This is a genomic window from Euzebya rosea, assembly GCF_003073135.1.
Classification (GTDB): Bacteria; Actinomycetota; Nitriliruptoria; order Euzebyales; family Euzebyaceae; genus Euzebya; species Euzebya rosea.
On record NZ_PGDQ01000007.1, the window covers coordinates 172,234 to 198,489 of the forward strand.

21 protein-coding genes are annotated in these 26,256 nt (G+C 71.5%); 8 read left to right on the forward strand and 13 right to left on the reverse strand.

Annotation, left to right across the window (positions count from 1 at the left end; genetic code table 11):
• Both CUC05_RS11815 and CUC05_RS11820 read right to left on the reverse strand, forming a co-directional pair.
• Positions 1–1,623 carry a bifunctional adenosylcobinamide kinase/adenosylcobinamide-phosphate guanylyltransferase gene (locus CUC05_RS11815; protein ID WP_108666310.1) on the reverse strand — a complete coding sequence of 541 codons (1,623 nt, stop codon included), beginning with the start codon at positions 1,621–1,623 and terminating at the stop codon, positions 1–3.
• A complete protein-coding gene (locus tag CUC05_RS11820) occupies positions 1,620–2,237 on the reverse strand; it encodes a histidine phosphatase family protein (protein WP_157965475.1) in 618 nt (205 codons plus the stop codon). Before CUC05_RS11820 ends, CUC05_RS11815 begins: the two co-directional genes overlap by 4 nt.
• Before the next feature lie 105 nt (positions 2,238–2,342).
• Between CUC05_RS11820 and CUC05_RS11825 the strand changes: the two genes are divergently transcribed.
• Positions 2,343–3,836: an aminotransferase-like domain-containing protein gene (locus tag CUC05_RS11825; protein WP_108666312.1), complete on the forward strand. Its 1,494-nt coding sequence runs from the start codon at positions 2,343–2,345 to the stop codon at positions 3,834–3,836.
• Between the two features lie 25 nt (positions 3,837–3,861).
• Here CUC05_RS11825 and CUC05_RS11830 read toward each other — a convergent pair whose 3' ends face one another.
• A complete protein-coding gene (locus CUC05_RS11830; RefSeq protein WP_108666313.1) occupies positions 3,862–4,767 on the reverse strand; it encodes a hydroxymethylglutaryl-CoA lyase in 906 nt (301 codons plus the stop codon).
• Positions 4,768–4,846: 79 nt separating this feature from the next.
• Here CUC05_RS11830 and CUC05_RS25870 point away from each other — a divergent pair, with 79 nt between their 5' ends.
• From CUC05_RS25870 to CUC05_RS11855, 5 genes are all read left to right on the forward strand, one after another.
• Positions 4,847–5,524: a GntR family transcriptional regulator gene (locus CUC05_RS25870; RefSeq protein WP_276308893.1), complete on the forward strand. Its 678-nt coding sequence runs from the start codon at positions 4,847–4,849 to the stop codon at positions 5,522–5,524.
• Positions 5,521–6,741 carry a CaiB/BaiF CoA transferase family protein gene (locus CUC05_RS11840; RefSeq protein ID WP_108666315.1) on the forward strand — a complete coding sequence of 407 codons (1,221 nt, stop codon included), beginning with the start codon at positions 5,521–5,523 and terminating at the stop codon, positions 6,739–6,741. The genes CUC05_RS25870 and CUC05_RS11840 overlap by 4 nt, the downstream gene beginning before the upstream one ends.
• A 71-nt stretch (positions 6,742–6,812) precedes the next feature.
• Positions 6,813–8,882 (forward strand): hydantoinase/oxoprolinase family protein, encoded by a 2,070-nt coding sequence (locus CUC05_RS11845; protein ID WP_108666316.1) that lies wholly within the window; start codon positions 6,813–6,815, stop codon positions 8,880–8,882.
• 2 nt (positions 8,883–8,884) lie between these two features.
• Entirely contained in the window at positions 8,885–10,759 is a 1,875-nt protein-coding gene (locus CUC05_RS11850; protein WP_108666317.1) for a hydantoinase B/oxoprolinase family protein, read from the forward strand.
• Entirely contained in the window at positions 10,756–11,421 is a 666-nt protein-coding gene (locus CUC05_RS11855; RefSeq protein ID WP_205712284.1) for an isochorismatase family protein, read from the forward strand. The genes CUC05_RS11850 and CUC05_RS11855 overlap by 4 nt, the downstream gene beginning before the upstream one ends.
• Here CUC05_RS11855 and CUC05_RS11860 read toward each other — a convergent pair.
• Complete coding sequence (locus tag CUC05_RS11860; protein WP_108666318.1) at positions 11,375–12,355, reverse strand: cobalamin biosynthesis protein; 981 nt, start codon at positions 12,353–12,355, stop codon at positions 11,375–11,377. The genes CUC05_RS11855 and CUC05_RS11860 overlap by 47 nt on opposite strands.
• A 2-nt stretch (positions 12,356–12,357) precedes the next feature.
• On the reverse strand, positions 12,358–13,284 hold the full coding sequence (locus CUC05_RS11865) for a diacylglycerol/lipid kinase family protein (protein ID WP_108666319.1): 927 nt from the start codon (positions 13,282–13,284) through the stop codon (positions 12,358–12,360).
• Positions 13,285–13,354: 70 nt separating this feature from the next.
• Between CUC05_RS11865 and CUC05_RS11870 the strand changes: the two genes are divergently transcribed.
• Positions 13,355–15,253: a bifunctional homocysteine S-methyltransferase/methylenetetrahydrofolate reductase gene (locus tag CUC05_RS11870; RefSeq protein ID WP_157965476.1), complete on the forward strand. Its 1,899-nt coding sequence runs from the start codon at positions 13,355–13,357 to the stop codon at positions 15,251–15,253.
• Positions 15,254–15,270: 17 nt separating this feature from the next.
• Here the strand turns inward: CUC05_RS11870 and CUC05_RS11875 are convergent, their stop codons facing one another.
• The 8 genes from CUC05_RS11875 to CUC05_RS11910 form a co-directional block, all read right to left on the reverse strand.
• Positions 15,271–15,936 carry a PhoU domain-containing protein gene (locus tag CUC05_RS11875; protein ID WP_108666321.1) on the reverse strand — a complete coding sequence of 222 codons (666 nt, stop codon included), beginning with the start codon at positions 15,934–15,936 and terminating at the stop codon, positions 15,271–15,273.
• Between the two features lie 10 nt (positions 15,937–15,946).
• Complete coding sequence (locus CUC05_RS11880) at positions 15,947–17,068, reverse strand: Na/Pi symporter (RefSeq protein ID WP_108666322.1); 1,122 nt, start codon at positions 17,066–17,068, stop codon at positions 15,947–15,949.
• Positions 17,069–17,131: 63 nt separating this feature from the next.
• Entirely contained in the window at positions 17,132–19,879 is a 2,748-nt protein-coding gene (locus tag CUC05_RS11885; RefSeq protein ID WP_205712285.1) for a DEAD/DEAH box helicase, read from the reverse strand.
• Complete coding sequence (tatC, locus tag CUC05_RS25325; protein WP_108666324.1) at positions 19,876–20,703, reverse strand: twin-arginine translocase subunit TatC; 828 nt, start codon at positions 20,701–20,703, stop codon at positions 19,876–19,878. Before tatC ends, CUC05_RS11885 begins: the two co-directional genes overlap by 4 nt.
• A gap of 46 nt (positions 20,704–20,749) precedes the next feature.
• Positions 20,750–20,953, reverse strand: a complete 204-nt coding sequence (locus CUC05_RS11895) for a Sec-independent protein translocase subunit TatA/TatB (protein ID WP_108666325.1) — start codon at positions 20,951–20,953, stop codon at positions 20,750–20,752.
• 236 nt (positions 20,954–21,189) lie between these two features.
• Positions 21,190–21,528, reverse strand: coding sequence for a hypothetical protein (locus CUC05_RS25330; RefSeq protein WP_205712286.1), 339 nt, complete (start codon positions 21,526–21,528; stop codon positions 21,190–21,192).
• A gap of 144 nt (positions 21,529–21,672) precedes the next feature.
• The gene (locus tag CUC05_RS11905) at positions 21,673–22,617 is read right to left on the reverse strand and encodes a helix-turn-helix transcriptional regulator (RefSeq protein WP_108666326.1); all 945 of its coding nucleotides are present in this window, start codon (positions 22,615–22,617) and stop codon (positions 21,673–21,675) included.
• A complete protein-coding gene (locus tag CUC05_RS11910) occupies positions 22,614–23,564 on the reverse strand; it encodes a helix-turn-helix transcriptional regulator (protein WP_108666327.1) in 951 nt (316 codons plus the stop codon). Before CUC05_RS11910 ends, CUC05_RS11905 begins: the two co-directional genes overlap by 4 nt.
• Positions 23,565–23,706: 142 nt before the next feature.
• Between CUC05_RS11910 and CUC05_RS11915 the strand changes: the two genes are divergently transcribed.
• Positions 23,707–26,250, forward strand: coding sequence for a penicillin-binding protein (locus CUC05_RS11915; protein ID WP_108666328.1), 2,544 nt, complete (start codon positions 23,707–23,709; stop codon positions 26,248–26,250).
• The last annotated feature ends 6 nt before the right edge of the window (positions 26,251–26,256 follow it).

A 26,256-nucleotide genomic window follows, 5' to 3' on the forward strand; every position in this document is an offset into this window, starting at 1 on the left:
TCACAGGACCTCCTCCAGGGCCTGGGCGAGCTGCTCGGTGGCTGCGGCGTCGCGGACGGCGATGCGCAGGCAGCGGGGTGGCAGCAGCGGGAAGGTGGAGGGGCGGACGGCGATCCCCCGGGCCAGCAGGGCACGATGCACGGCAGGGCCGCCGTCGACCTCGATCAGGACGAAGTTCGCGGCGCCGTCGTGCACGGTCACGCCGTGGATGCGTTCCAGCCGACGCACCATCGCGGTTCGCCGTCGAGCGATGCCGGCGGCCGTGTCCAGCCTCCAGGACTCCTCCGCTAGGGACGCGCTGATGACCCCGAGCGCCGAGGTCGACACCGGCCACGGCTGCTGGTGCGCCCGCAGGCGCTCGGCGATCGCCGGGGCGGCCACCAGCCAACCGGCCCGTACCCCCGGCACCGCCCACAGCTTGGTGACCGACCGCACGACGACCAGGCCCGGCATGTCGACCCGACCGGTCAGGGACGACCGGTTGTCGGTGACGAAGTCCATGAACGCCTCGTCGACCAGGACGGTCCTGCCGGGACGGCACAGCTCCACGATCCGGCCGGGTTCGTCGAGGGTTCCCGTCGGGTTGTTGGGGTTGCCCACGACGACCAGGTCGGCGTCGTCGGGCACCCGGTCGGGCCGCAGCGCCCAGCCGTTGGCCGCGTCGCGCGGGACCCGGGTGATCCGTACGTCACATGCCCGCAGCGCCGCCTCGGGTGCGGTGAAGGTTGGATGCACGATCGCCGCGTGCCGGGGCCGCAGCGCATGGGGCACCAACCAGAACGCCTCCGCCGCTCCCGCGAGCAGCACCACGTGGTCGCGGGTCAGCCCGGTGTGCGCGGCGACGACATCGCGGGTCTCGTCCAGGTTGGGGTAGCGCCCGACGGCCGCGTCACCGAGGGCGCGGCGGATGTGCGCGGGTGGACGGTCGCCCCAGACGTTGACCGCGAAGTCCAGCGCCCCGTCGGGGACCATCGTGTCGCCATGGGCCGCCAGGATCCGTTCCCCGTTGGACGGCGCCGCGTCGCGCCCCTCCTCGTTGTCGCTGAGAGGTGCGACCGAAGGGGGTGGGGACACGCCGCCACGGGGTGCGGACTCGACCGCCGGCACGGGCGGCAGGTCGACCATCCGTCCCGCCACCACCAGCACGACGCGGTCCGCGACCGCCGACAGGGCCTGCGACACCGCGCCGACGGTGTCGATCCAGCGACGGGTGCCGCGTCCCGTCGCCACCACTCCCCCGCCGACCTGCTCGGCCACCACGACCACACGGCCGGACGCCCCGTCCCGCCAGGCAGCGGCCACCTCGGCGAACCCGTCGAGGTCACCGGCCTCCCACAGGTCGTCGGCGTCCATCCCGGCCTGCACCCACGTCCCGACGGAGTCCACCAGCACGGTGCCGGCCGCCTCCGCGACAACACCTGCCACATCGGCGGTCTCCACCGTTGTCCACGAGGACGGCCGACGGGCACGGTGTGCTGCCACCCGCCGATCCATCTCCGGGTCCGTGACGGTGCCGGTCGCCACGTACGTGACGGCGTCGCCGGGCTCGGCGGCCAACCGCTCGGCCACCGCGCTCTTCCCCGACCGCGTCCCCCCGACGACGAGGATCAGCTCGCCGGTCACGAGATGGCCTCGGGGAGGGTCGGTCGCCAGCCGACCATGACGAGCTGCCAGTGGTCCGGGTCGCCGTCACCGGTCAGCACGGTCACCGAGGCGGGGGCCAGCTGCAGACCCCAGGCCGCGCTGCTCGGGGCGCCCAGCACCTCGGTGACGAGCGCACGGACGAAGCCGCCGTGGGAGACGGCCACGACGGTCCCGTCGACGGCGGCCGCGCCCTCCAGCACCCGGCGTGCCCGCGTGCGCACGGCCGCGAAGGACTCGCCTCCCGGGGGCGTGGCGTCGACGTCGGCCATCCAGCTGCGCAGCTGCGCCGGTGCGGTCGCGTCGACGTCGGCGACCGTGCGGCCGGCCCACTCCCCGAAGGACGCCTCGGCCAGGTCCCCGGACCGTTCGTCGGGCTCGCGGACGGCGAGGGTGGCGGTCTGCACCGCTCGGGTCGCCCAGGAGGACCACACGACGTCGGCGTGGGGCAGGTGATCGGCCAACGACCGTGCGGCGCGATGACCCGGGAGGTCGAGCTCGACACCACCGTCCTCGCCCTCGCGGCCGCACGACGACGGGAACGCCCGCCGGGTCTCTCCGGTGGTGGCGTGTCGCAGCACGTAGAGGGTGGGCACGGCCGCGCACCCTACCGCCCGCAGGACCCCTCATCGGTGCCCCGGCCGCCACGATCCGCAGTGGCCACTTGATTGGTTCGGTCCACTCCACGAACATCCATCAGCATGGCGAAGGTCCTTGTGTCACAGGTGGATGCTGTCTGGCTGGCCGAACGGCTGCACGACTGGCCCGACGGCAGCGGGCCGATGTACCAGCGGCTCGCGCAGGCCATCGAACGCCTGGTGCAGGCCGGTGAGGTCCAGGGCGGGGCCCGCCTCCCCGCCGAACGGCTGCTGTCCACGGAGCTGAAGGTCTCGCGGACCACGGTCGCCGGCGCCTACGAGCTGCTTGCCGACCGCCGCCTCGTGACTCGTCGCCACGGCTCGGGCACCTACATCGAGAGCGTTCGCACCGAGACCCCGCCGCCTCGCGAGTCCGTCCTCATGCGCAGCCTCGAGCGCAACGAGATCTTCGACGGGCTGCTCGACCCACCGCGCGAGCTGCTCGACATGCGCTCCGCCGTGATCCACGACTCGCCGGGCCTGCCCCAACGTGCGATGGACGCCATGGCCGCCGACGTCGCCCAGGCGTCCAGCCTTCAGGGCTACGTGCCCGCAGGGCTCCCAGCCCTGCGTGCGGCCATCGCTGCCCGCTACACCGCCCTCGGCCTGCCGACCGAACCAGGCGAGGTGCTGGTCACCTCGGGGGCCCAGCAGGCCCTGGCCCTGATCGCCATGCTGCACGTCCGGCCCGACGACGAAGTCGTCACCGAGGCGCTGACCCACACCGGCGCCATCGACCTGTTCATCGCCTCCGGGGCGCGCCTGCGGACCGTTCCGGTCGGACAGCAGGGCGCCGATGTCGACGCGATCGAACGGGTCCTGGCCGAGCGCCCGCGCCTGCTGTACCTGATCCCCTCCATCCACAACCCGCTCGGGAGCGTCATGCCGGCCCGCGAGCGCCGCCGCCTGGCGTCCCTGCTGGAGGAACACCCCGACCTCGTCGTCATCGCCGACGACACGCTGGCCGACACCTACCGCGACCGCCGGCCACCGCCCCCGCTGGGCAGCTATCCCGGTGCCCACCGGGTCCTGCACACCGGGTCGCTGTCGAAGCTGATCTGGGGAGGCCTGCGGGTGGGATGGGTTCGCGGTCCGGTCCCCGAGATCCGCCGCCTGGCCCGACTCAAGGCGCTGACCGACCTCGGCTCCAGCATCCCCTCCCAGCTGCTGGCGATCCGCCTGATGGAGGAGGGCGAGGACTTCGCCGACGAACGCCGGGCCATGATCACCCAACGCGGACGCACGCTGGAACGTGCGCTGGCCCACCGGCTGCCGTCGTGGAGCTTCGACACCCCCGAGGGGGGCCTGTGCCTGTGGATCCGCCTCCCCGGCGGGTCGGCAAGGGACCTCACCATGCGGGCCGCTCGGCACGGAGTGGCCCTTGCAGCCGGCAGCATCCAGTCACCGCAGGGCCACTTCTCCGACCACCTGCGGATCCCCTACAGCCACTCCGAGCTGGTGCTCACCCGTGCGGTGGACCGCCTGGCCGAGGCATGGGAGCAGCATGCCGACCCCTCCCCGATCTGCGAGCTGGAGGACCTCCGCGTCGTCGTGTGACCGCCGCGACGACGCGGACGTCGCATCAGCTGGGGAACGTGCCGGCCCGCCCGAGCAGCGCAGGGGTGCGATCCGCCCCGAGCGCCGCGGCGATCCAGCTGGCCGGGTCGACGAGATCCTCCACCACGAGGCCGACGTCCAGACCGGAGCGGCCGAGCAGGTAGACGAGGTCCTCGGTCGCGATGTTCCCGGTCGCCGCCGGTGCGAACGGGCAGCCCCCGAACCCACCGGCGCTGGCGTCGATGGCGACGACCCCGGCCTCGACCGCAGCCCATGCGTTGGCGTATCCGGTGTTGCGGGTGTTGTGCAGGTGGACCCGTAGCGGCACGTCGGTGATGTCGCGGACCGCGCCGACGAGGCGTCGGACGTCGGCGGGCACGCCCACGCCGATGGTGTCGGCCAGCGCGATCTCGTCGGGGCCAGCGGGCAGGACGGCCTCGACGACGCGGAGCACCTGCTCGGTGGTGACCTCGCCCTCGAACGGGCAGCCGAACGCGGCGGCCACGGTCACGGTCGACGACACGCGCGCCTGTCCCGCGCGTTCCACCATGCGGGCCGTGGCGTCGAGCACGGCGTCGAGCCCGGCACCCTGGTTCCGCTGGTTGAACGTCTCGGTCGTGACGGCCACGAGGTTGACCTCGTCGACCCCCGCAGCGATGGCCCGTTCCAGGCCCCGCTCGTTGAGGACCAGCCCGATGTGGCTGACCGCCCGGCCGTCCGGGCCCACCCTGGGGACTGCCGCCATGACCTCCTCGGCACCGGCCATCTGCGGGACCCGCTCGGGGTGGACGAAGCTGACGGTCTCGATCCGATGGTGACCGGCCGCGACGAGCCGTGACACGAACGCCGACCGGGTGACGGGGTCGAGCACGACCGCCTCGTTCTGCAGGCCGTCGCGCGGCCCGACTTCCACGACATGCAGTTCAGCCATCGCCGGGATTGTATGCACAACGACGCACATGTGGCCCACAGATCCCGACATGGGGGTTGACAGGAGACCGTTTCGGCCCTTGCGTGTATGCAAGATGGATGTCGTCGACCAGATACGCGCCCTGATCGTCCAGCGGGTCTACGGGCCGGGCGACCGGCTGGGAGAGGTCGAGCTCGCCGACCGGCTCGGGGTGTCCCGCACGCCGGTTCGGGAGGCCTTGCAGCGACTCGCCGCCGACGGCCTGGTGGAGATCGTCCCACGACGAGGTGCCCGTGTCGTGGAGCTGACCACCGACGAGCTGGAGCACGTCTTCGAGCTCCGTGCCCGGGTCGAGGGGATGGCCGCACGCCGGGCCGCCGACAGCATCACCGAGGACGAGCTCGACCACCTCGAGGCGCTCGCCGAGCAGATCGCCCTCTTCGCCCTGCCCGGGCCATCGCAGGACCTCGACGCCGTCTACGAGCTCAACGCCCGGTTCCACCAGGGCCTGGCGGTGGCCACCCGCTCCTCGACGGTGGCCGCCACGATCGACGGGTTGTTCCACACCGTCGCGGTCCTGCGCACCCTCAGCGGGTTCGACGAGGCCGCCGTCCGCCGTTCGGTGGCCCACCATCTGGAGATCGTGGCCGCCCTGCGGGCCCGGGACGGCGCGTGGGCGGAGAGCGTCATGCGCAGCCACCTCCTCAACGCCCGCGCCTCGGTCCTCGGACCGCGGACGACCACCCCCGCCCCCGACCGGAGCCACACCATCCCATGACCACCGATGTGCACACCGACGGCACCCCGATGCCGCTGGAGGACCTGCGGGTCATCGAGCTCGGACAGCTGCTCGCTGGCCCGTTCTGCGGGCAGCTGCTCGGCGACTTCGGCGCGGACGTCATCAAGGTCGAGGACCCCGGACGCGGCGACCCCATGCGCCAGTGGGGCCGCGAGAAGCCGCACGGCAAGTCGCTGTGGTGGCCCGTCGTCGCCCGGAACAAGCGCTCGGTGACCTGTGACCTGCGGACCGAGGCCGGCCAGGACCTGGTCCGCAGGCTCGTGGCCGACGCCGACATCCTGATCGAGAACTTCCGGCCCGGGACGCTGGAGCGCTGGGGGCTGGCGCCCGAGGACCTCTGGACCGTCAACCCGCGGCTGATCGTGACCCGCGTCACCGGGTTCGGCCAGACCGGCCCCTACGCCCCCCGTCCGGGCTACGGCTCCATCGGCGAGGCGATGGGGGGCATCCGCCACGTCATCGGCGACCCCGACAAGCCACCCGCCCGGGCTGGCATCTCCCTCGGCGACTCCCTCGCGGCCACGTTCGCATGCCTCGGCACGCTCGTGGCGCTGCACCACCGGCACACGACGGGGCGGGGCCAGGTCGTCGACTCCGCGATCTACGAAGCGGTGCTGGCCCTGATGGAGTCCCTGCTGCCCGAGTGGGAGGTCGCCGGCTACCAGCGCGAACGAACCGGGTCGGTCCTGCCCAACGTCGCCCCCTCCAACGCCTATCCGACGCGGGACGGCGAGATGGTCCTCGTGGCTGCCAACCAGGACACGGTCTTCACGCGGCTGGCCAAGGTCATGGACCAGCCCGAGCTGGCGACCGACGACCGCTTCGCCACCCACTCCGCCAGAGGCGCCAACGCGGCCCTGCTGGACGACATGATCGCGGAGTGGACGTCGACCATCGACGCCGACGACCTGCTCCGGCGGCTTGCCGACGGCGCGGTCCCGGCCGGCCGCATCTTCCGCGCCAAGGACATGCTGGCCGACCCGCACTTCGCCGCCCGGGAGGCCGTCGTCCGCGTCGCCCATCCCGAGTTCGGCGACATCCCGATGCAGAACGTGGCCCCCCGGCTGACGGCGTCCCCCGGCCGTGTCCGACGGCCCGGACCCGCGCTCGGGGAGCACACCGACGAGGTGCTCCGGAACCTCCTCGGCATGGACGACGCCGCCATCGCAACGCTCCGCGACGACGGCGTCATCTGACCACGCACGCCACGCACCCCCGCTGATCCAGCCACGCACGCAACCAGCCGACGATCCAGGAGGACGAGGACATGACCTACAGGCTCGGAGTCGACGTCGGTGGCACGTTCACCGACGTCCTGCTCATCGACACCGACACGGGTGGGACATGGCGGGTCAAGACCGCCTCGACCCCTGCCGACCAGTCGGTCGGCGTGCTGCACGGCATCCGCCGGGTGTGTGACGACGCCGGGATCGCGATGGCCGACATCGGCGAGGTCCTGCACGGCACCACCGTGGCGACCAACGCCATCCTGGAGCAGAAGGGCGCCACCGTCGGACTCGTGACCACCAAGGGCTTCGAGCAGGTGCTCCAGATCGCCCGCTCGTTCGTCCCCGGTGGCCTTGCCGGCTGGATCATCTGGCCCAAGCCCGAGCCGCTCGCGGCGCTCGAGCACACCGTCGGCGCCGTCGAACGGGTGGCCTCCGACGGATCCGTGGTGACCCGTCTGGACGAGGACGCCATCAGGGCCGACCTGGAACGGCTGCGCAACGCCGGGATCGAGGCCCTGTGCGTCTCGTTGATCAACTCCTTCGCCAACGCCGACCACGAGAAGACGATCGGTGCCATCGCGACGGAGGTGCTCGGGAGCGACATCGGCATCTCGTTGTCCTCCAGCGTCCTCCCCGAGCTGCGGGAGTACGAGCGGACCGTCACCACCGTCGCCAACGGCTACGTCCAGCCGCAGGTGGCGCGGTACATCACCACCCTCGAGGCCGAGCTCACCGACGGTGGGGTGGCCTGCGACCTGAAGATCCTGCGGTCCGACGGCGGCCTCGCCTCCGTCGGCGCCGCGACGGCATCGCCGGTGAACATGCTGCTGAGCGGACCGGCGGGTGGTGTGACCGGCGCGGCCTGGGTCGCCGAGCAGGCCGGGCACCGTGACTTCCTGACCTTCGACATGGGCGGCACGTCCACCGACGTGGCGCTGGTCCAGGACGGTGTGCCGCGCATCGGCCGCCAGACCCGGGTCGGTGACCTCGACGTGCGGGCGGCGTCGGTCGATGTCCGCACCGTCGGCGCCGGCGGCGGCTCGATCGCCCACGTGCCCGAGCTGACCCGCGCCCTGCGTGTCGGACCGCAGTCCGCCGGTGCGGACCCGGGCCCGGCCGCCTACGGCAAGGGCGGGGCCGATCCGACCGTCACCGACGCCAACCTGGTCCTCGGCTACCTGCCGTCCACCCTCGCGGGCGGCGAGATCGAGCTCGACGTCGAGGCGGCACGAACGGCGGTCGGCCGCATCGCCGACGCGACCGCCCTCGGCAGCGTCGAAGCCGCAGCGGCCGGCATCGTCGACATCGTCAACGAGAACATGTTCGGTGCGCTCCGGCTGGTCAGCGTCCAGCAGGGGTTCGACCCCCGGGACTTCGCCCTGGTCGCCTTCGGCGGCGCCGGGCCGCTCCACGCCAACGCCCTCGGCAAGCTGATGGGATCGTGGCCGGTCATCATCCCGCCGTCACCCGGTGTGCTGTGTGCCTACGGTGACGCCACCACGTCGCTGCGCGACGAGAGCGCCCGGACGTGGATCCGCCAGCTTCCCGACACCTCCGACTCCGAGATCGCCACCGCGTTCGACGAGCTCGCTGCCGCCGCACGCACGACGCTGCGGGCCGAGGGCATCGACGACGGCGACATGGTCGTGGAGTTCGCCGCCGACGTTCGCTACCACGGGCAGGGCTTCGAGATCCCGATTCCCGTCGACCGCGAGGCCTTCGACGGGGAGGGTGCCGGCCTGTCCGCGATCGCCTCGGCGTTCGACACCGAGCACGACCGGCTGTTCGGCTTCCTCCTCGACACGACCGCCCACGAGGTGGTGACGCTGCGAGCCACGGCGAGCGGACCACGACCCAACGTGACCCCCGACACCGTCGAGGAGGGCGGGTCGGTGGCCGACGCCACCGTCGGCCGCCACCGGATCTGGGTCGACGGTGCCCATCACGAGGCGGTCGTCATCGATAGGGCGCTGCTGGGCGCCGGGGCGGTCGTCGACGGCCCCGCCGTCATCACCGAGATGGACTCCACGACCTTGGTCCTGCCCGACCACATCGCGATGGTGCACCCGTCCGGATCACTGCTCATCACCCCCGCCGAGGAGGCTTGACCATGGCGACGATCATCGAGACCAACACCGAGCCCGTCGAGGCGGTCGACGTCGACGTCGTGACCCTCGACCTGGTCGAGAACGCGTTGCGCAACGCCCGCTACGAGATGGACGAGGTCCTGTTCCGTACGGCGCTGTCCCCCGGCATCCGGGAACAACACGACGAGTTCCCCCTCATCGGTGATCCCGAGGGGAAGATGGTCGTTGGCCAGTTCGGGCTGTCGATCCCCGACTTCCTCGACAACTACTCGGGGACGATCGAGGAGGGTGACGTCCTGCTCACGTCCGACCCGTACGCGTGTGGTGCGGCGATCTCCCACGCCAACGACTGGCTGGTCGTCATGCCGATCTTCCACTCGGGACGGGTGGTGGGCTGGGCCAGCATGTTCGGGCACATGTCCGACGTGGGTGGCAAGACCCCGGCGTCGATGCCGACGGACGCCAGGACGATCTTCGAGGAGGGTGTGATCATCCCGCCCTTCAAGCTGTACCGGAAGGGCGAGCTGGCGGAGGAGGCGCTGGAGATCATCCTGCGGCAGGTCCGCAAGCCCGACTGGAACCGGGCGGACCTCAACGGCATCGTGGCGGCCTGCCGCACCGCCGGACGCCGGATAACCGAGCTGTGCGACCGGTTCGGGGTCGAGACCTACCTGTCGGCGCTCGACGCGTTGCTGCAGCGCAACCACGACGCCATGAAGGCCTTGCTCGGCATGGTGTTCGCCGACGGCGAGACGATCGACTTCACCGACTACATCTGCGACGACGGGGTCGGCTTCGGCCCCTACGAGCTGAAGCTGTCGCTGACCCGCAACGGCGACCGGGTGACGCTGGACTTCACCGGTTCCTCCCCCCAGGCCGCCGGCCCGATCAACTACTACATCAACGAGAACCTCATCCGGATGTTCTTCGGGATCTACATGATCACCGTGGCCGACCCCCAGATCCTCTGGAACGACGGGTTCTACCCGCTGATCGACGTGGTCATCCCGGAGGACAGCTTCTGGAAGCCACGGTTCCCCGCAGCGCTCAGCGGACGCAACCACGGCATCGGTCGCGTCTTCGACCTGCTGGGTGGGCTCCTCGGCAAGACCAACCCCGACCTGATGAACGCGGCGGGCTTCTCCTCCTCGCCGCACTTCATGTACTCGGGCACGTACTCGGAGGGGGAACGCAAGGGCGAGTGGTTCCAGCTGTACTCCATCGGGTTCGGCGGGATCCCCGGCCGGCCCATGGGCGACGGACCGGACGGCCACAGCCTGTGGCCGTCGTTCACCAACATCCCGTGCGAGTACCTCGAGTCGTACTACCCGCTGCGGATCGAGACGTGGACGACCGTGACCGACACCGGCGGCGCCGGGCTGCATCGCGGCGGCAACGGCGTCGAGGTGGCCTACCGGTTCCTCTCCGACGGCGAGATCGCGATCCACGACGACCGGTGGCTGACCTATCCCTGGGGCGTCATCGGCGGCGAGCCGGGGGCACGTGGCACCAAGTGGATCGAGCGGCTCGACGGGACCACCGAGGTCCTCCCGTCGAAGTGCCACGACGTGCCCGTCCGGGCCGGCGAGCTGCTGCACTTCGTCACCTGGGGCGGTGGCGGCTGGGGTGACCCGCTGGAGCGCGACCCGTCGTTGGTCGCGCTGGAGGTGCGGCGTCGCCTGGTCAGCGTGGACGGTGCCCGCCGGTACGGCGTGGTCTGCGACGAGGACGGCATCGTCGACGACGCGGCGACGACGGCCCTGCGCGAGGAGCTGCGCCGGTCCCGACCCGACGAGCGCCCCGTCATCGACGCCGGTCCGCCGCTGGAGGAGATCCTGGCCCGCTGCGAGGAGGAGACGGGACTGCCGGCGCCCAGGCCACCGATGGCCCGACTGTGAGCCCACCCGGTGGCCCCGAGGACCCGGGGCACGCCAGCGGCCACGACCGGTCGGGCTGGGGCGGAACCCTTCGGCCCGGCCGTCGACCGGCGCTGCTGCTGGTCGACATGGTCCGCGCCTACTTCGACGTCGGCGGCGCGTTCGAGCTCCCGTCGACCGGTGCGCTCGACGCGGCTGCCCGGTTGCTCGACGCGGCCCGGTCCTCTGGCGTGCCCGTCGTCCACACCTGCGTCCGCTATGCGCCCGGCGGCGCCGACGGGGGTGTGTTCTTCCGCAAGGTCGCGGGGCTCCGGGTGTTCGCCACCGACACGCCGGCCGACCCCGACGGCCCGGGGGCCATCCGTCCCGAGGTTGCGCCCGTCGACGGCGAGGTGGTGGTGGTCAAGCAGATGCCGAGCGCCTTCTTCGGCACGTCGCTGGCCGGCACGCTCGTCGCCCGTGGGGTGGACACCCTGGTCGTCGGCGGGGTGTCGACGTCTGGCTGCGTCCGGGCGTCGGTGGTGGACGCGATGTCCCACGGGTTAGTCCCGCTCGTCGTCGCCGACGCCTGCGGCGACCGGTCGGAGTCGGTCCATGACGCCAACCTCGGTGACCTGGCCGCCAAGTACGCCGAGGTCATCGACCTCCAGCAGGGCCTGGACTACCTGGCCTCCGTCGGCTGAACCCGGCGCCCGCTGCCAGGAGGGTGACGGCGGCGGTGATCCACCGGGACAACGCGACCGCGCGAGGGATGTCGCGTGGGCTCGGTGGTGGGCCGTCGCCGAGGGGACCACGCCGTTCGGCGCGCCCGTCGTAGGAGAGCGGTCCACCGAGGGTCAGGTCGAGCGCACCTGCCGCGGCCGCCTCCACCGGGCCGGCGTTGGGCGAGGGATGACGGCGGCCGTCCCGTCTGGCGACGGCGAGCACTCGGCCGGGGGACCCGCCGACCAGCGGGGAGACGGCCGCCGTCACCGCGGCGGTCACCCGCGACGGGAGCAGGTTGGCGACGTCGTCCAGACGGGCCGAGGGCATGCCGAACCGCGCGTACCGCGGGCTGCGATGGCCGACCATGGCGTCCAGCGTGTTGACGGCCCGGTATCCCACCACGCCCGGGGTCCCGAACACCGCCCCCCACACGAGCGGGCCAACGACCGCGTCGGCGGTGTTCTCCGCCAGCGACTCCACGACCGCGCGGGCGATCCCGTCGCCGTCCAGGCCCGCGGGGTCCCGACCGACCAGCCACGGCAGCCACCGCCGGGCACCGTCGAGGTCACCGTCCTCCAGCAGTCCGCCGATCCGCTCCCCCACCTCGCGCAGCTGTCGTCCTCCGATGCTGGCCCAGACCACCACGGCCAGCAGCACCCCTCGTCCGACGGGGCCGACCCGCCGGTCGACGGCGCGATCGGCCGCCGACCCGGCGATCACCGGCAGGGCGACGGCGACGGCCGCGAACGCCGTGCCGCGAGACACGTCGTCGGCCCACAGCCGACGTTCCAGCCACCCCGCGGCCCGTCCGTACCCGGCGACCGGGTGCCATCGCTGGGGGTCCCCGAGCAGCTCGTCGGCGAGCACACCGGCGACCAGTCCGGCCGCCACCCACCCGCGATGCGGTGGCACCCTCAGATCTTGAGGACGAGCGGCGTGTCCACGACGGTGAACGACGCCGGCGTCGTCCCCAGGACCTCGCCGTCGGCCTCCACCAGCATCGGTTCGTCGGGGGCGACCGACGCCGTGGCCGACTGCCACTCCGCGATGCGGGGGTTGGGCAGGTGCTCGCCCTGGTACAGCTTCGGCGTGAGCGTGAAGACCTGCGCCTTGCCCCCGGTGAACGCCAGGACGTTGAACAGGCCGTCGTCGGGCAGCGCGCGTGGTGCCACCTTCATGCCACCCCCGAAGAACTGCCCGTTGGCCACCACGAGCTCGACCATGCCGATGTTGGCGGTCGTCTTGTCCAGCACGAGGGCGACCTTCTGGGGGTTGGCCGCCCGCACCGCGGCCAGGGCCGAGATCAGGTACCGCACCCGACCCACGAAGCGGGGCAACCTCGCGGCACGCCGCACCACGTCGGCACCCCAGCCGACCTCGGCGATGTTGACGAAGAAGCAGGACTGCTCGCGGCCGTCCTTCTCGTAGGTCACGTGGCCGACGTCGAGCGGCATCGTGGCGGTCCCCGTCAGGTGCCGTCGCACGAGGCGTTCGACGGGACGGTCCAGCCCGAAGGTGCGGGCGAAGTCGCCTCCCGACCCGGCCCGGATGACCGCCAGGACGATCCCCTCGGCGATCGGCTGGCCATCGGCGTCCAGCAGGCCGTTGACGACCTCGTGCACGGTCCCGTCGCCCCCGACGGCGGCGATGTAGCGCCCACCCGCCTCCACGACCGTCCGGGCCAGCTCGCTGGCGTGTCCGGGCCCCGTCGTCATGTGGACCTCGTGGTCCAGCTCGTGCTCGTCGAGCAGGCGCCGAAGCTCGGGCATGGTCTTGCGGACCGCGCCGCTGCCGGACTTGGGGTTGGCGATCAGGTGGAGGGTGCCGAAGGGGTGGCTCATCGCCGCCGGATGGTACTCGTGGAGGTTGGGTTTCCCCGAAGCGGGCCACGCGCGTACCGTTTCGGGTCACGTGACCGATCGACCCGCCCCAGACACCGGCCCCCGGGCCACCACCGCCGCGCTCGACCGTCCCCTGCTGGACCGGTTGCACAGCGGCACGCCCCTCCTCGGCGACGGCGCCACCGGCACGATGCTGCACCTGCGCGCCGACCTGCCCAGCGATGCCTGCTTCGAGGCGCTCGTGCTGACCGACCCCGAGGTGGTCCTCCGCCTGCACCGCGACTACGTCGCTGCCGGTGTCGACCTGCTGTCCACCAACACCTTCGCCGCCAACGCGGTGCAGCTGCGCCGCCACGGGCACGCCGACGACGTCGAGGCGATCAACCGGGCGGCGGTGGACCTTGCCCGAACCGCCATCGGCGACGCCGACGTGCTGCTGGCCGGCACGGTCGGCCCGCTGGGGGTGCCCATGGCGCCCTACGGCCGGCTGTCTGCCGCCGAGGCGAAGGCCTCCTTCGTCCAGCAGCTGCAGGCCCTCGACGGCGTCGACGTCATCGCGCTGGAGACGTTCGGCGACCACGGCGAGCTGCTGACCGCGCTCGACGCCGCCCACGAGGTCCACCCCGACGTCCCCGTCATCGCCCACGCGACGTTCGCCCGGGACGACCGCACCGTGCTCGGGGTGCTTCCGGGCCGGGTGGCCACCGAGCTGCACGCCGCAGGTGCCGACGTGATCGGCGTGAACTGCTCCGGCGGTCCCGCCCAGATCCAGCGCCTCATCGAGGCGATGCGCCGGTCGGTCCCCGACGCCCGCCTGTCGGCCTACCCCAACGCCGGGTTCGCCGAGCAGGTCGGTGGACGGGTCCTCTACCCGGCAACCCCGCAGTACTTCGCCCAGGCCACCGAACGCTTGCGGGCCGTGGGCGTGCAGCTCGTCGGCGGGTGCTGTGGCACCACCCCGGAGCACATCGCCGCCATGCGGGCGGTCCTGGACGACCCGACCCCGCCGGCGCCGGTGGCCCTCAGCGCCCCTGCCGCGGCTCCGGTCAGCGACGCCCCGACCGTGGAACCGACCGAGCTCGGCTACCGCCTGGCGCAGCAGCAGTTCACGGTGACCGTCGAGCTCAGCCCACCCCGGGGGCACGACACCGGCCGCCTGCTGCGTGCCGCCGAGCTGCTTCGCGATGCTGGCGCCCACCTGATCGACGTGGCCGACAGCCCCGCCGCGCGGATGCGGATGAGCCCGTGGGCGGCCGCACAGGTGCTGCAGTCACAGGTCGGCCTGGAGACGATCCTCCACTTCCCCACCCGCGGGCGGAACCTCCTGCGCGTGCAGGGCGACCTGCTGGCCGCCCATGCGCTCGGCCTGCGGAACCTGTTCGTGACCATGGGCGATCCCACCCGCATCGGGGACTTCCCCGAAGCGATGGATGCCTTCGACATCGCCCCGTCGGCCCTCATCGGGACCATCGCCGGACGCATGAACGCCGGCGAGGACCTGGGCGGCAACGACATCGGTCGGCCGACCGGGTTCACGGTCGGCTGCGCCCTGAACATGTTCGCCGACGACCTGGACCACGAGCTCGACGTCCTCGAGCGCAAGATGGAGGCCGGCGCGCACTTCGCGCTGGGGCAGGCGGTGTTCGAACCCGCCCGCATCCACCGGTTCCTCGAGGCGTTCGAGGCCCGCCACGGCCGACCGTTCGACCTGCCGGTCCTCATGGGCATCATGCCGCTGTTCGGCATCAAGCAGGCCCGGTTCCTGCACGAGGAGGTTCCGGGGATCGTGATCCCCCGGGCCATCTTCGAGCGCCTCGACGCGGCGGGTGACCGAGCCCCCGACGAGGGGGTGGCCATCGCCGAGGAGCTGGTGGAGGCGGTCCGGCCGCTGGTCGCCGGCGCCTACGTGATCCCGGCGCTGGGCAAGTACGAGCTGGCCGCCCGCGTCGTCGCCTCGGCGACCCGGTAGGTCAGGCGCGGGCGACGTCAGTCGTCCAGGTCCGACCCGTCGGGTTCGTGCTCGATGCGTTCGATGCCCTCGATGCCCACCTGGGCGACGCTGGAGAGGTTGGCGACGATGCGGCTGACGTAGCGGTACAGCAGCACGCGGGGCACGACGGCATGGGCCGGGTCGTCGGATCGGCTGGCGGCGCGGATGTGATCGTCCAGCTCGTGGCGGATCTCCGCGGCGCGCAGGGCGAAGGGGTCCAGGGCGTCCTCGTCCTGCTCGAGCAGGATCCGGCCGGCCTCGGCGAACATGCCCGACACCTCGGCCCGCAGGTCGAGGACGACGTCGGGTTCGTCGCCGTGCAGGCGCAGGCCGTCCTCGGCGAGGTCGAAGATGTTCTTGTTCTGGTCCCCGACCCGCTCGAGCTTCTTGACCAGCAGCAGGTAGGTCATGACCAGCCCGACGTCGTCGCCGCCCTGCACGGCGACGTGCACGACGAGGGCCCGCCGGACCTGCTCCTCCATGGCGTTGATTCGTCGGTCGGTCTCGCGGACGTCCACACCCTCCTGACGCACGTCCTCACCGGCGGTCAGGGACGCCAGCGCCACGTCGAAGCTGTGCCGACAGTCGCCGAGCATCGTGGACACCATGCGCTCCACCGACTCCATGCCGGTGTCGCCGCCTCGCAGGAACTTGAAGACCATGTGCGCCTCCCTATCTCAAGAGCGCCACGCCCAGGGCGGGCACGACGATGAACAGGCCGACCACGTACAGCAGTACGGCCTGACGGTTGGTGGCTGCCGTCTCGGCCATGCGCTCGGCGAGGCGAAGCGGGATCCGCCTGAGCGCAGGGACCGGGTAGAGCAGCAGGATACCGGCGATGTTGAACAAGGTGTGCACCAACGCCACGGTCAGCGCCTCCGGACGGTCCGTCGCGAGGGACGCCAGGAGCGCCGTGACCGTGGTCCCGACGTTGGCCCCCAGCGTCACCGGGTAGGTGCTGGCCAGCGACAGCACCCCCGAGGCCGCCAGCGGGATCAGGATCGACGTGGTGATCGACGAGGACTGCACCGCGATGGTGATGATGATGCCGATCGCCATCGCCGCGAGGCCGCCGCCACGCCCGAGTACCTCGTTGATGGAGCGCTCCACCCGATCGGCGACGAGGGTCCGCATGTTCTTGGTGATCAGCGCCAGGCAGGCGAAGATCGCCGCCAGCCCCAGGGCGAGGAGGATCAGTCCGAGGAAGGTCCCGGAGGGTCCCATGGCAGCCACGCCGTCCTCGACCCAGCCGGCCGGTGCCTTGACGGCGTTCTTGATGGGGCTGTCGAACGTCGCCCCTGCGGAGCCGACGAACAGGCTGCTGAGCGTCTCGGCGCCGCGACGCAGGATGCCGGTCGCGAGCTCCAGGGGCAGCAGCAGCGCCACCGCGAGCACGTTGAAGAAGTCGTGGACGGTCGCCGCGGCGAACGCCGGCTTGAACTCGTGGGGACGGCGCAGGTGTCCCAGCGAGGCCAGGGTGTTGGTGACGGTGGTCCCGATGTTGGCACCCATGATCATCGGCACCGCATCGCCGACGCCGAGCAGCCCGCTGCCGACGAGCCCGACGACGGTGGACGTCGTGACCGACGAGGACTGCGCCAGCACCGTCGCGAGGACACCGACCAGCAGACCGGCGATCGGGTTGTCGACGCTGGAGAACAGCTCTTCCTGGATGTCGGGCCCGAGGGCCTTGATCCCACCCTCGAGCAGGCTGACGCCGACGAGGAATCCGTACAGCAGCCCCACGACGGCGGTGAGGCGCAGCGGGGCGGGAAGCGTGGTCGGCCGGCTCATGTCCGCACGAAGGTACCTGCCGATGAACGCTGGGTTAACGACCCGTCGGGGCCGAAAGGCCGATCAGTAGGCCACGACGCCACGGACGAGCAGGTCGTTGGCCTCGCGGGCAACGGCGCGCAGGGGACCGTCGCTGGAGTCACGGATCTGCCGGACCAGGTCGGCAACCATCTTCGTCGAGCGGACGAAGTCGCCGGGCGTCATGTCGGTCGTGCCGAGCGCGCGGTCCAGGTCCGAGCCCCGCGCCCAGCGGTACACGACCTCCATGAAGGTGGCGTCGAGGTCCCTGGTGGCGGGCAGGGCCGCCATCGTCTCGAGGTCCACGATCCGCTGGAGGTGCCGCTCGGCCGCATCGACTGCGTCGTGCAGCCGCGTGGTCGGGATGTGCACTGGGGGCCCGTCGTCGCGTCGGGCCTCGAAGGTGAAGACGCTGGCCATGGACGCCAGCTCGGCGGCGTTCAGGCCGTCGAAGACACCCCACCGCAGGCATTCCGCCAGGACGAGGTCGGTCTCGGCGTACAGGCCGGCCAGCCGTAGGCCCTCCTCGGTCGGGGCAGGCGTCTCGTCGAGGTAGCCGAGGCCCGTGAGCAGGTCGATGATCGACGTGAACGCCGTGACGAGCGACTGGGTACGATGGCGCATCGTCCGCTCCAGGCGGTCGGTCTTCGCCTTCAGCTCGTCGTGTCGGCGAGCCCAGACCTCGATCTCGTGCAAGGAGGGGTCGGCGTGCACCGGGTGTTCGCGCAGGCGCGTGCGCAGGTCGTTGACCTGCTCCGTCAGGTGCTGGTCGACGGGGATGTCCTCGCGACGGCCCGAGCCGGCGGGATCGACGTCGAACAGCAGCCGCTGGACTTCCTTGCGGTAGGCCGGCTGCCGGGGGCCGCCCTTGTTGGGCAGCCGCACGAAGCCGACCGGCTCCGGTGGGCGGTCGAACTCGCGGGGTCCCACGCGGGTCTGGCGACGGTCCTCGGTGACGACCGTGGCCAGGGGTGTGCCGGACTTGGCGCTGGTGGTGGTCACGACGGCAGCGAGCATCGTCTGCCCGCGTCGTCCCCCGGGGACCTGGATCACGTCGCCGGGCCGGAGGGTCTCGATGGCCTCCTCCACCGCAGCCGTCCGACGGGCGCGCCGGGTCTTGGCCCCGTCGGCCTCGATGCGGGACAGCTCGCGACGGATCGCCCAGTACTCCTCGAAGTCGCCGTAGTCGGACTGCAGGTGGGCGGCGTATCCCTCGAGGGCACGATGGTTCTTCGCGATCTCGTCGGCCCGGCCGGAGGACTGCCCGTCCGCCTGGAACTGCGCGAAGGACTGGCCGAGCAGCTCGATCGACTCCTCCACGCCCTGTCGGCGCAGCAGGTTGACGGCCATGTTGTAGGAGGGGGCGAAGCGGCTGACGAGCCGTTCGGTCCGGCGGCCGACCAGGCCGGCGACGACCTCGAACTCCACGTCGCGCTGGTAGGACACGACGGCGTGCCCCACGGTGTCCTTGCCGCGTCGGCCGGCCCGGCCGGTCAGCTGGGTGAACTGGCCGGGGGTCAGCAGCTCGTGGCGCTTGCCGTTCCACTTCTCGAGGCGTTCGATGACCACCGTACGGGCCGGCATGTTGATGCCGAGCGCAAGGGTCTCGGTGGCGAACACCATCTTCACGAGCCCGGCGGAGAACAGCTCCTCGACCGTTTCCTTGAACACCGGGACCATGCCGGCGTGGTGGGCGGCGACCCCACGTTCGAGGCTGTGCAGCCAGGCCCCGTACCCCAGCATCGTCAGGTCCGCGGTGGGCAGGACGTCGGTGCGGCGCCGGACGATCTCGCGGATGCGTTCGCGCTCCTCCACCGTCGTCAGCTGCACCCCGGAGGACACGACCTGCTCGACGGCGTCGTCGCAGGCGGCACGGCTGAAGATGAAGGTGATGGCCGGCAGCCACTTGCGCTGGGCGAGCATCCTCGTGATGTCGGCTCGTGAGGGGTAGCGGAGGCGGACACCTCCACCGACGCGGTTGCCCTTGCGGGTGACCCGGTTGCGCTGCCCGGCCTTGCGCTCGAGCATCAGGACCTCGGGGTTGGGCCGTCCGCCGCGTGCCTGGACGGCCTTCTCCTTGTCCGACTCCGAGGCCTTCTTGCCGCCGGCACCGCGGGCGCCGGAGCGGAAGACCGGGTAGAGCTTGTCGTTGACGGCGTAGTGGTGCTCCAGCGGGACGGGTCGCAGCTCGGAGACGATCACGTCGCAGCCGTGCCGGACGTCGGCGAGCCAGGCCCCGAACTCCTCGGCGTTGCTGACGGTGGCCGACAGCGCGGCGATGGTCACCTGCAGCGGCAGCTGGATGATGACCTCCTCCCACACCGCGCCACGGTCGCGGTCGGCGAGGTAGTGCACCTCGTCAAGCACGACGGCGTCGAGGCCGTGGAGGGTGCTGGACTGCTCGTAGAGCATGTTGCGCAGCACCTCGGTGGTCATCACGACGAGGGGCGCCTCACCGTTGATCACGTTGTCGCCGGTAAGCAGGCCGACGTTCTCCTCCCCGTGGAGTGCGCGCAGGTCGTTGAACTTCTGGTTGGACAGCGCCTTGATGGGGGTGGTGTAGAAGGCCTTGCGGCCCCGCTTCAGCGCGTGCCACAGGGCGAACTCGCCCACGAGGGTCTTGCCGGCCCCGGTGGGCGCGGCCACGAGCACCGAGCGGCCCTCGGACAGGGCCAGGATGCCCTTCCGCTGGAAGTGGTCGAGCGGGAAGTCCAGCCCGGCCGCGAACCGCTCGAGGGGTTCGTTGGTCAGCAGAGGCTGGTCGTCGTCGGTGTCGGCGGCGTGGTCGCTCACGTCGCGGCGTCGACCTCGGGGTCGGCGTCGACATCCCGCCCACGTTCGACGAACTTGGCGAACACGATGCAGATCTCGTAGAAGAGCGCCAGCGGCAGGGCCATCACGATCATCGTGGCCGGGTCCTGGGACGGTGTGATGACCGCAGCGGCCACGAACGCCCCGAAGAACGCGTGGCGGCGGTACTCCTTGAGCCAGGCATGGCTGACGACGCCCATCAGGACGAGGATCGCGACGAGCAGCGGGTACTCGAACGAGACGCCGAACCCGATCATCGTGCGGATCAGGAAGCTGATGTAGCGGTCGGCGTCCATGAGGCTGATCAGGTTCGACCCGCCGAAGCTGAGGAGGAACTCCAGGCCCTTGGGGATCACGAAGTAGCTGAACGCCGCGCCCAGCAGGAAGAGGAACTGGCTGAGGAAGAAGAACGGGGCCGCGAACTTCTTCTCCTGCGCCTTCAGCCCGGGGACGATGAACGCCCAAAGCTGGTAGAAGACGACCGGACCGCCGAAGGTGATGGCGATCACCGACGCGGCCTTCAGGCGGACCTTGAACGCCCCCAGCACGTCGGAGAAGACCAGCCGGCAGGACTCGTCGTCGAAGATCGCGCTGGACACGCGCAGGCTCGGGTCCAGCGAGCAGTACGGCTTGATGAGGATGTCGAAGACGAACTCGTTGAGGACGAACCCGATGACGAACGTCACCATCAGGGCCAGCGCGGCCTTGAACAGGCGCGACCGCAGCTCCTCCAGGTGCTCCCAGAGGGTCATCTCCTCGCCCTCGTAGTCCTCCGAGGACACGGGCGGGTCAGCAGTCGCGGTCACGAGCAGTCGAACCGGGGGCGGCTGGGGTCAGCCGGCGCCGCCGTGATCAGGCGTCGGTGGAGTCGCTGGACTCGCTGCGGGACTGCGCCCTGGCCTCTTCCTGGGCCTCCAGCTCGGCCTCGGACATGCCCTTGCGGAAGTTCGTGATGGTCTTGCCGACCGAGCTGCCGAGCTCCGGCAGCTTCTTGGCGCCGAAGAGCACGATGACCAGCACGGCGAGGACGATGATTTCAGTGGGGCCGAGATTCATGGGAGGTCCTTGAGGGTGGGCGTTGCCGAAGGCGTCACAGGGTGACCGCAACGTCAGTCGAGTGTACGACGGTCACAACGACCCGTCGCCGCACGCGTGACGCGAACCGCCACGTTCACCGAGAGTTCGCTGGCAACCCCGTCGGTTCCTGCTGTCCGACCAGCCACGAGTCCGAACAGGCAACGACGCCCGCGGCGGGTGCCGGGGCGTCGTGGGGTCGTGTGGCGCTGGGCCGATCAGGCGGCGTCGCTCAGCAGTTGCTCGAACCATGAGTCGTCCTGAAGAACCTGGTGGAAGTCCAGCAGGTCGTCGTGGGTGATGCGCGGGTGGTCGAAGCGTTCGCTCAGCCGGACACGCACCTCCTCGTCCTCCACCGGCAGGGCGGGGACGCCGCCGCTGACCAGCAGGCGGACGACACGCTCGTCGGCCGGCTTGCGGACCTGGGCGGTGCAGCGAGGGCACTCGAACCCGTAGAAGGAGCCCTCGGTACGGTCCTGGTCCACACGCAGCTCGATGTCGTCGGGGGTAAGCGCAACTTCACCGCAGGTGGGGCACGTGGCCTTGATCGTCGTCATTGGGTCTCGAGTCCTTCGAGTCAGGGGTTCCATCCGTCCGAGGCCCGTCGGTGGGCGGCTCGCACACCCACAGCATCGGCGGGGGATCACGGAACCTTGAGCGTCCGGAGTCCGTCGCAGGCCCAAACCATCACATCGAGGGGGTCAACCCTGGCCGTAGTTGACTAGTACGTCGGCTGCGCGGGACCGGACCAGGTCGCGGAGTGCATCCGGGGTGACCACGGTGGCCGTGGCGCCGAGCCGGACCAGCAGGCCCGCCGCCCATTCGAGCGTCGCGGCACGGAAGGTCAGCCGCAGCCGGCCGTCGTCGAGCTGCTCGCGATCCGACAGCACGACGTGGTCGGTGACCCAGGCCGACTCGGGCCCGACGTCGATGACGACGACGGGGTCGGCGTCGGTCGGCTCGTAGATCGGGGGGCGCGGCGGCTCCTCGGGCGGATCGGGGGCCCGCTCGTCGCTGACCACCAGGTCGCGGATCCGGTCCAGACGGAACGCGCGGGTGTCCCCGGCGAGGCGGCAGTGGCCCTGCAGGTACCAGGCACCGCTCGTGCTTCGCAGCGCCCACGGCTCGACCTCGCGGACCGTGGTCTCCTCCTTGGACGCCGAGCGGTAGGTGATCCGCACCACGCGCTGATCGGCGACCGCGGGCATCAGGCGGCGCAGCAGGTCCGAGCCGCCCGCGTCGATGTCGAGCACCACCGGCACACCGGCCTGACCGCCGAGGTGGTCGGTCAGCTTGAGGATCGCCGACTCCAGCGGCCCGTGGCCCTCGGCGAGGATCCCGCTGTCGCGGGTGGCCCGGGCCGCCATCAGCAGGGCCAGGCCCTCGCGCACCGAGAGGGCCAGCGGCCGGGCGAAGAACTCCGCCATGCGCACGGCGACGCGGTCACCGCTGATCGACACCTCGATGAGGTCGCCGCCGCCGTACCCCGGCAGACCGCAGTAGCCCAGGACGTCCAGGTCGTCGAGGACGTCGCCGGGAGCGACGTCGAACCGCTCGGCGACCTCCTCGACGTGCACGCCGGGGTGGTCCAGCAGCCACGGCACCATGACCAGCAGCCGCTGCAGGCGGGCGAGCGTGGGGTTCATCCCAGCAATCCCTGGAGGTGGGTGATGACCCGTGCCCGCAGGTCGGTGGGCTGGACCACCTCGATGGCCGGCCCCTGGTCGAGGACCCACGACACGAAGCTCTCGGGGTCGGTCACCCGGATGGTGAAGCGACGCCAGCCCGGGCGGTCCGCGGCCTCGCCGGCACCGCGGGCACGGCGTGCGACGGTCCAGGCGATCTCGGCGTCGGCCAGCACGACGGCGTCCACCGGGTCGAGGTCGGCGCCCGGCACGACCTCTCGGGGGTCGGGGGCCTCGTCGGGGATCACGAACGCCCCGGCCTCACCGGTCAGGCGCACCGTTCCCTCGATGCGGTCGAGCCTGAAGGTCCGGAGGGCCCCGCGGTCCAGGTCGTGGCCCCGCAGGTACCACCGTCCACGGTGGTGCAGCAGCGCGTGGGGTTCGACCCTGCGGGTGGTCGTGGCCTCGCCGACGTCCGCCGGCCGTCGATAGGCGAAGCGGACGCGCCGGCGTTCCAGCAGGGCGTCGGTCAGGGTGCCGCGGTTGGGCGCGTCCAGGCCCAGCTCCAGCGGCAGGCGCCCGACCCCACGGGTCGTGCCCGGCAGGTCCGCGCCGACGGCCAGCTTGTCCAGGCCGGGTGCGGCTTCGTCACCGAGGCCGGTCAGCTGCACGGCCAGCGCGAGGGCGGTCAGCTCGGCGGGTTCGAAGGTGATGTCGGGGAGGTCGTAGTCCGCCGGGTCGATCCGGTAGCCGAGCGTCTCGTCGAACCGGTCGACCCGTTCGGTCCGCAGGGGGACCCCGAGGTCGCGGAGGTCGGCCTTGTCGCGCTCGAACATCCGACGCCATGCGTCGGTCCGGTCCCCTTCGTAGCCGGCCACGCGCTCGTTGATGGCGTCGACCGTCAGCGGACGCCTCGTCTCGCGCAGCGCGATGACGAGGTTGATCAGCCGTTCGAGTCGATCCACCACCGGGCGGTCAGGCTAGCGGCCGCGGCGGGGGATCGCGGCTGCCCCTTCACGCGGTGTGCGCCAGTCCCCGTTCGGACGCGCGGTCAAACCATGCAAACGGACGGTGACAGCTGCGGAGAACCGTGGTCCACCGTGCGAGACTGTGCCCGAGTCCACCGTCGTCCACCGGCAAGCGGTCATGTCCGAAAACACTCAATCATCCGACCGCGCCCTGCAGATCACCAAGGGCGGCGTCCTCATCCTCCTGCGCACCGGCGGCCTGTTCGCCGGGCTGCTGGTGGGCTTCCTGATCCTCGGATGGATCGCCTCGATGCTGCTCGCCCCCGCAGGTGAGGGCCTGGCGAACAGCGTCGGCTTCGGCGTGCAGGTCCCGGCCGAGGTCGAGCTCGCCGGCCTGGACCAGACCTCGACGGTCTACGCCGCCGACGGCAGCGTCATCGCGGTCCTGCACGACGAGGTGGACCGCACGATCGTCACCCTCGACGAGATCCCACCGCACGTGCAGAACGCCGTGCTGGCCGCCGAGGACCGCCGGTTCTACGAGCACGACGGGTTCGACGTGGAGGGCTTCGGCCGTGCGCTGCTGGAGAACCTGCGCACCCGCGACGTCTCCCAGGGTGGCTCGACGATCACCCAGCAGCTGGCCAAGTCCGAGGTCGGCGACGACATCTCCCTGCAGCGAAAGCTCACGGAGGTCGCCTTCGCCATGGCGCTCGAGCGCGAGCTGACCAAGGAGGAGATCCTCGAGCGGTACCTCAACCAGGTCTACTTCGGTGGCGGCGCCTACGGGATCGCCGCTGCGGCCGAGGAGTACTACCACAAGACCGTCGACCAGCTGACCCCCGGTGAGGCCGCCACGCTCGCCGGCCAGATCCGCTCCCCCGGCGCCACCGACCCGCGGCGCTTCCCCGACATCGCCGTCCGCCGCCGCGACGCAACGCTGCGCGCGATGGTGGAGGAGGGATGGCTTGCCCCCGAGCAGCTCGAGACCGAGCTGAACGCCCCGCTGCAGATCGCCCCTCGCGTGATCGAGCAGCCCTCGGACCCCTTCATCGCCGAGGCGGTCAAGCAGGAGTTCTACACGCTCGAGGAGTTCGGGGACACGCGCCTGGAGCGCAACGAGGTGCTGCTGAACGGCGGCCTCAACGTCTACACCTCCTTCGACCCGCGGCTGCAGCAGATCGCCGAGGAGGTCGTCCTCTCCTACTTCCCCGACCCGACCCCCACGGCAGCGCTGTCCAGCGTGGACCCGCGCACCGGGCAGATCCGGGCCATCTACGGCGGCAGCGACTTCGACCGGGAGCAGTACAACTTCGCGACCCAGGGCCGGCGGCAGCCGGGGTCGGGGTGGAAGCCGCTGGTCATGGCCACGGCCCTGGAGATCGGGTTCTCGCCCTCGATGACGCTGCCGGGTGCCAGCCCCACCCGGTTCGAGACGGGCGACGAGTGGGAGGACCGCGGCGTCAAGAACTTCGGCAACGCCAGCTACGGACCGATCACGATGCGTCGTGCGCTGGTGAGCTCCGTCAACACGGCGTTCGCCCAGCTGATGCTCATCGTCGGGCCGGAGAACGTCGTGAACCTGGCCAACCAGCTGGGCATCGACACCAACGCGGCGCTTCGGGACCCGATCACCGGCCAGGTCATCATCAACCCGTCGATCGCGCTCGGCGGTCTGACCAACGGGGTGACCACGCTGGAGATGGCCGGCGCGTTCGCCGCGTTCGCCAACGCCGGCGCATGGATCGAGCCGAGCCTCATCGACCGCGTCGAGGACCAGCAGGGCAACGTCCTGTACGCCCGCCCGACGGTGCCGACCCAGATCTTCGACCCGGTCGTCAACGAGATCATGGTCGACACCATGCAGCAGGTCGTCTGCTGTGGCACCGCGGGCCGCGCCAACATCGCCAACCTGGGCTGGCGAGCGGGTGGCAAGACCGGAACGTCGCAGTCCAACGCCGATGCGTGGTTCACCGGCTACACCCCCGTGCTGTCCACCTCGGTCTGGGTCGGTCATCCAGAGGGACGGATCGCCATGTCCGGCGTGTCGTCCGGCCGCCAGCCCTCCCAGATCTGGCACGACTTCATGGCCCGGGCCCTGGAGGGCATCGAGCCGATCGAGTTCCCGACCGAACCACCGGGCGGGTACGAACGCGAGGTCGAGGAGGGCGACGTCGAGGTCCCCGACGTGCGGACCCTGCAGGAGTTCGATGCCTACCGCGAGCTGGCCGACGTCGGCCTGTCCGCGCGCACGACCGAGGTCGACAGCGAACGTCCGGCCGGCCAGGTGGTCTGGCAGCAGCCGCGCGGCGGCACCGTCGTGCCCGCGGGCGAGCAGATCACCATCGGCATCTCCACCGGGTCGGTCCCCCCGCCCCCGCCGCCGGCCGCACCCACCGACCAGCCGACCGCCGTCCCCGAGCCCGAACCCGAGCCCGAACCGCCGACCGGTCCGACGGACAACCCCAACCCGCAGCAGCCGCTGCCTCCGGACAACCCCCAGGGGCGCCCGACGACGGATCCAGCCCCGCCACCGCCGCCACCGCCACCACCACCGCCGCCACCACCACCACCACCGCCTCCGCCGCCGGAGCCGGCACCGGAGCCCGAACCGGCGCCACCGCCGGAGGAGGAGGAACCTCCCCCACCACCGGACCCCGCGGTCGGCAGGCCCGGCGGCGGGTAGCCGCGT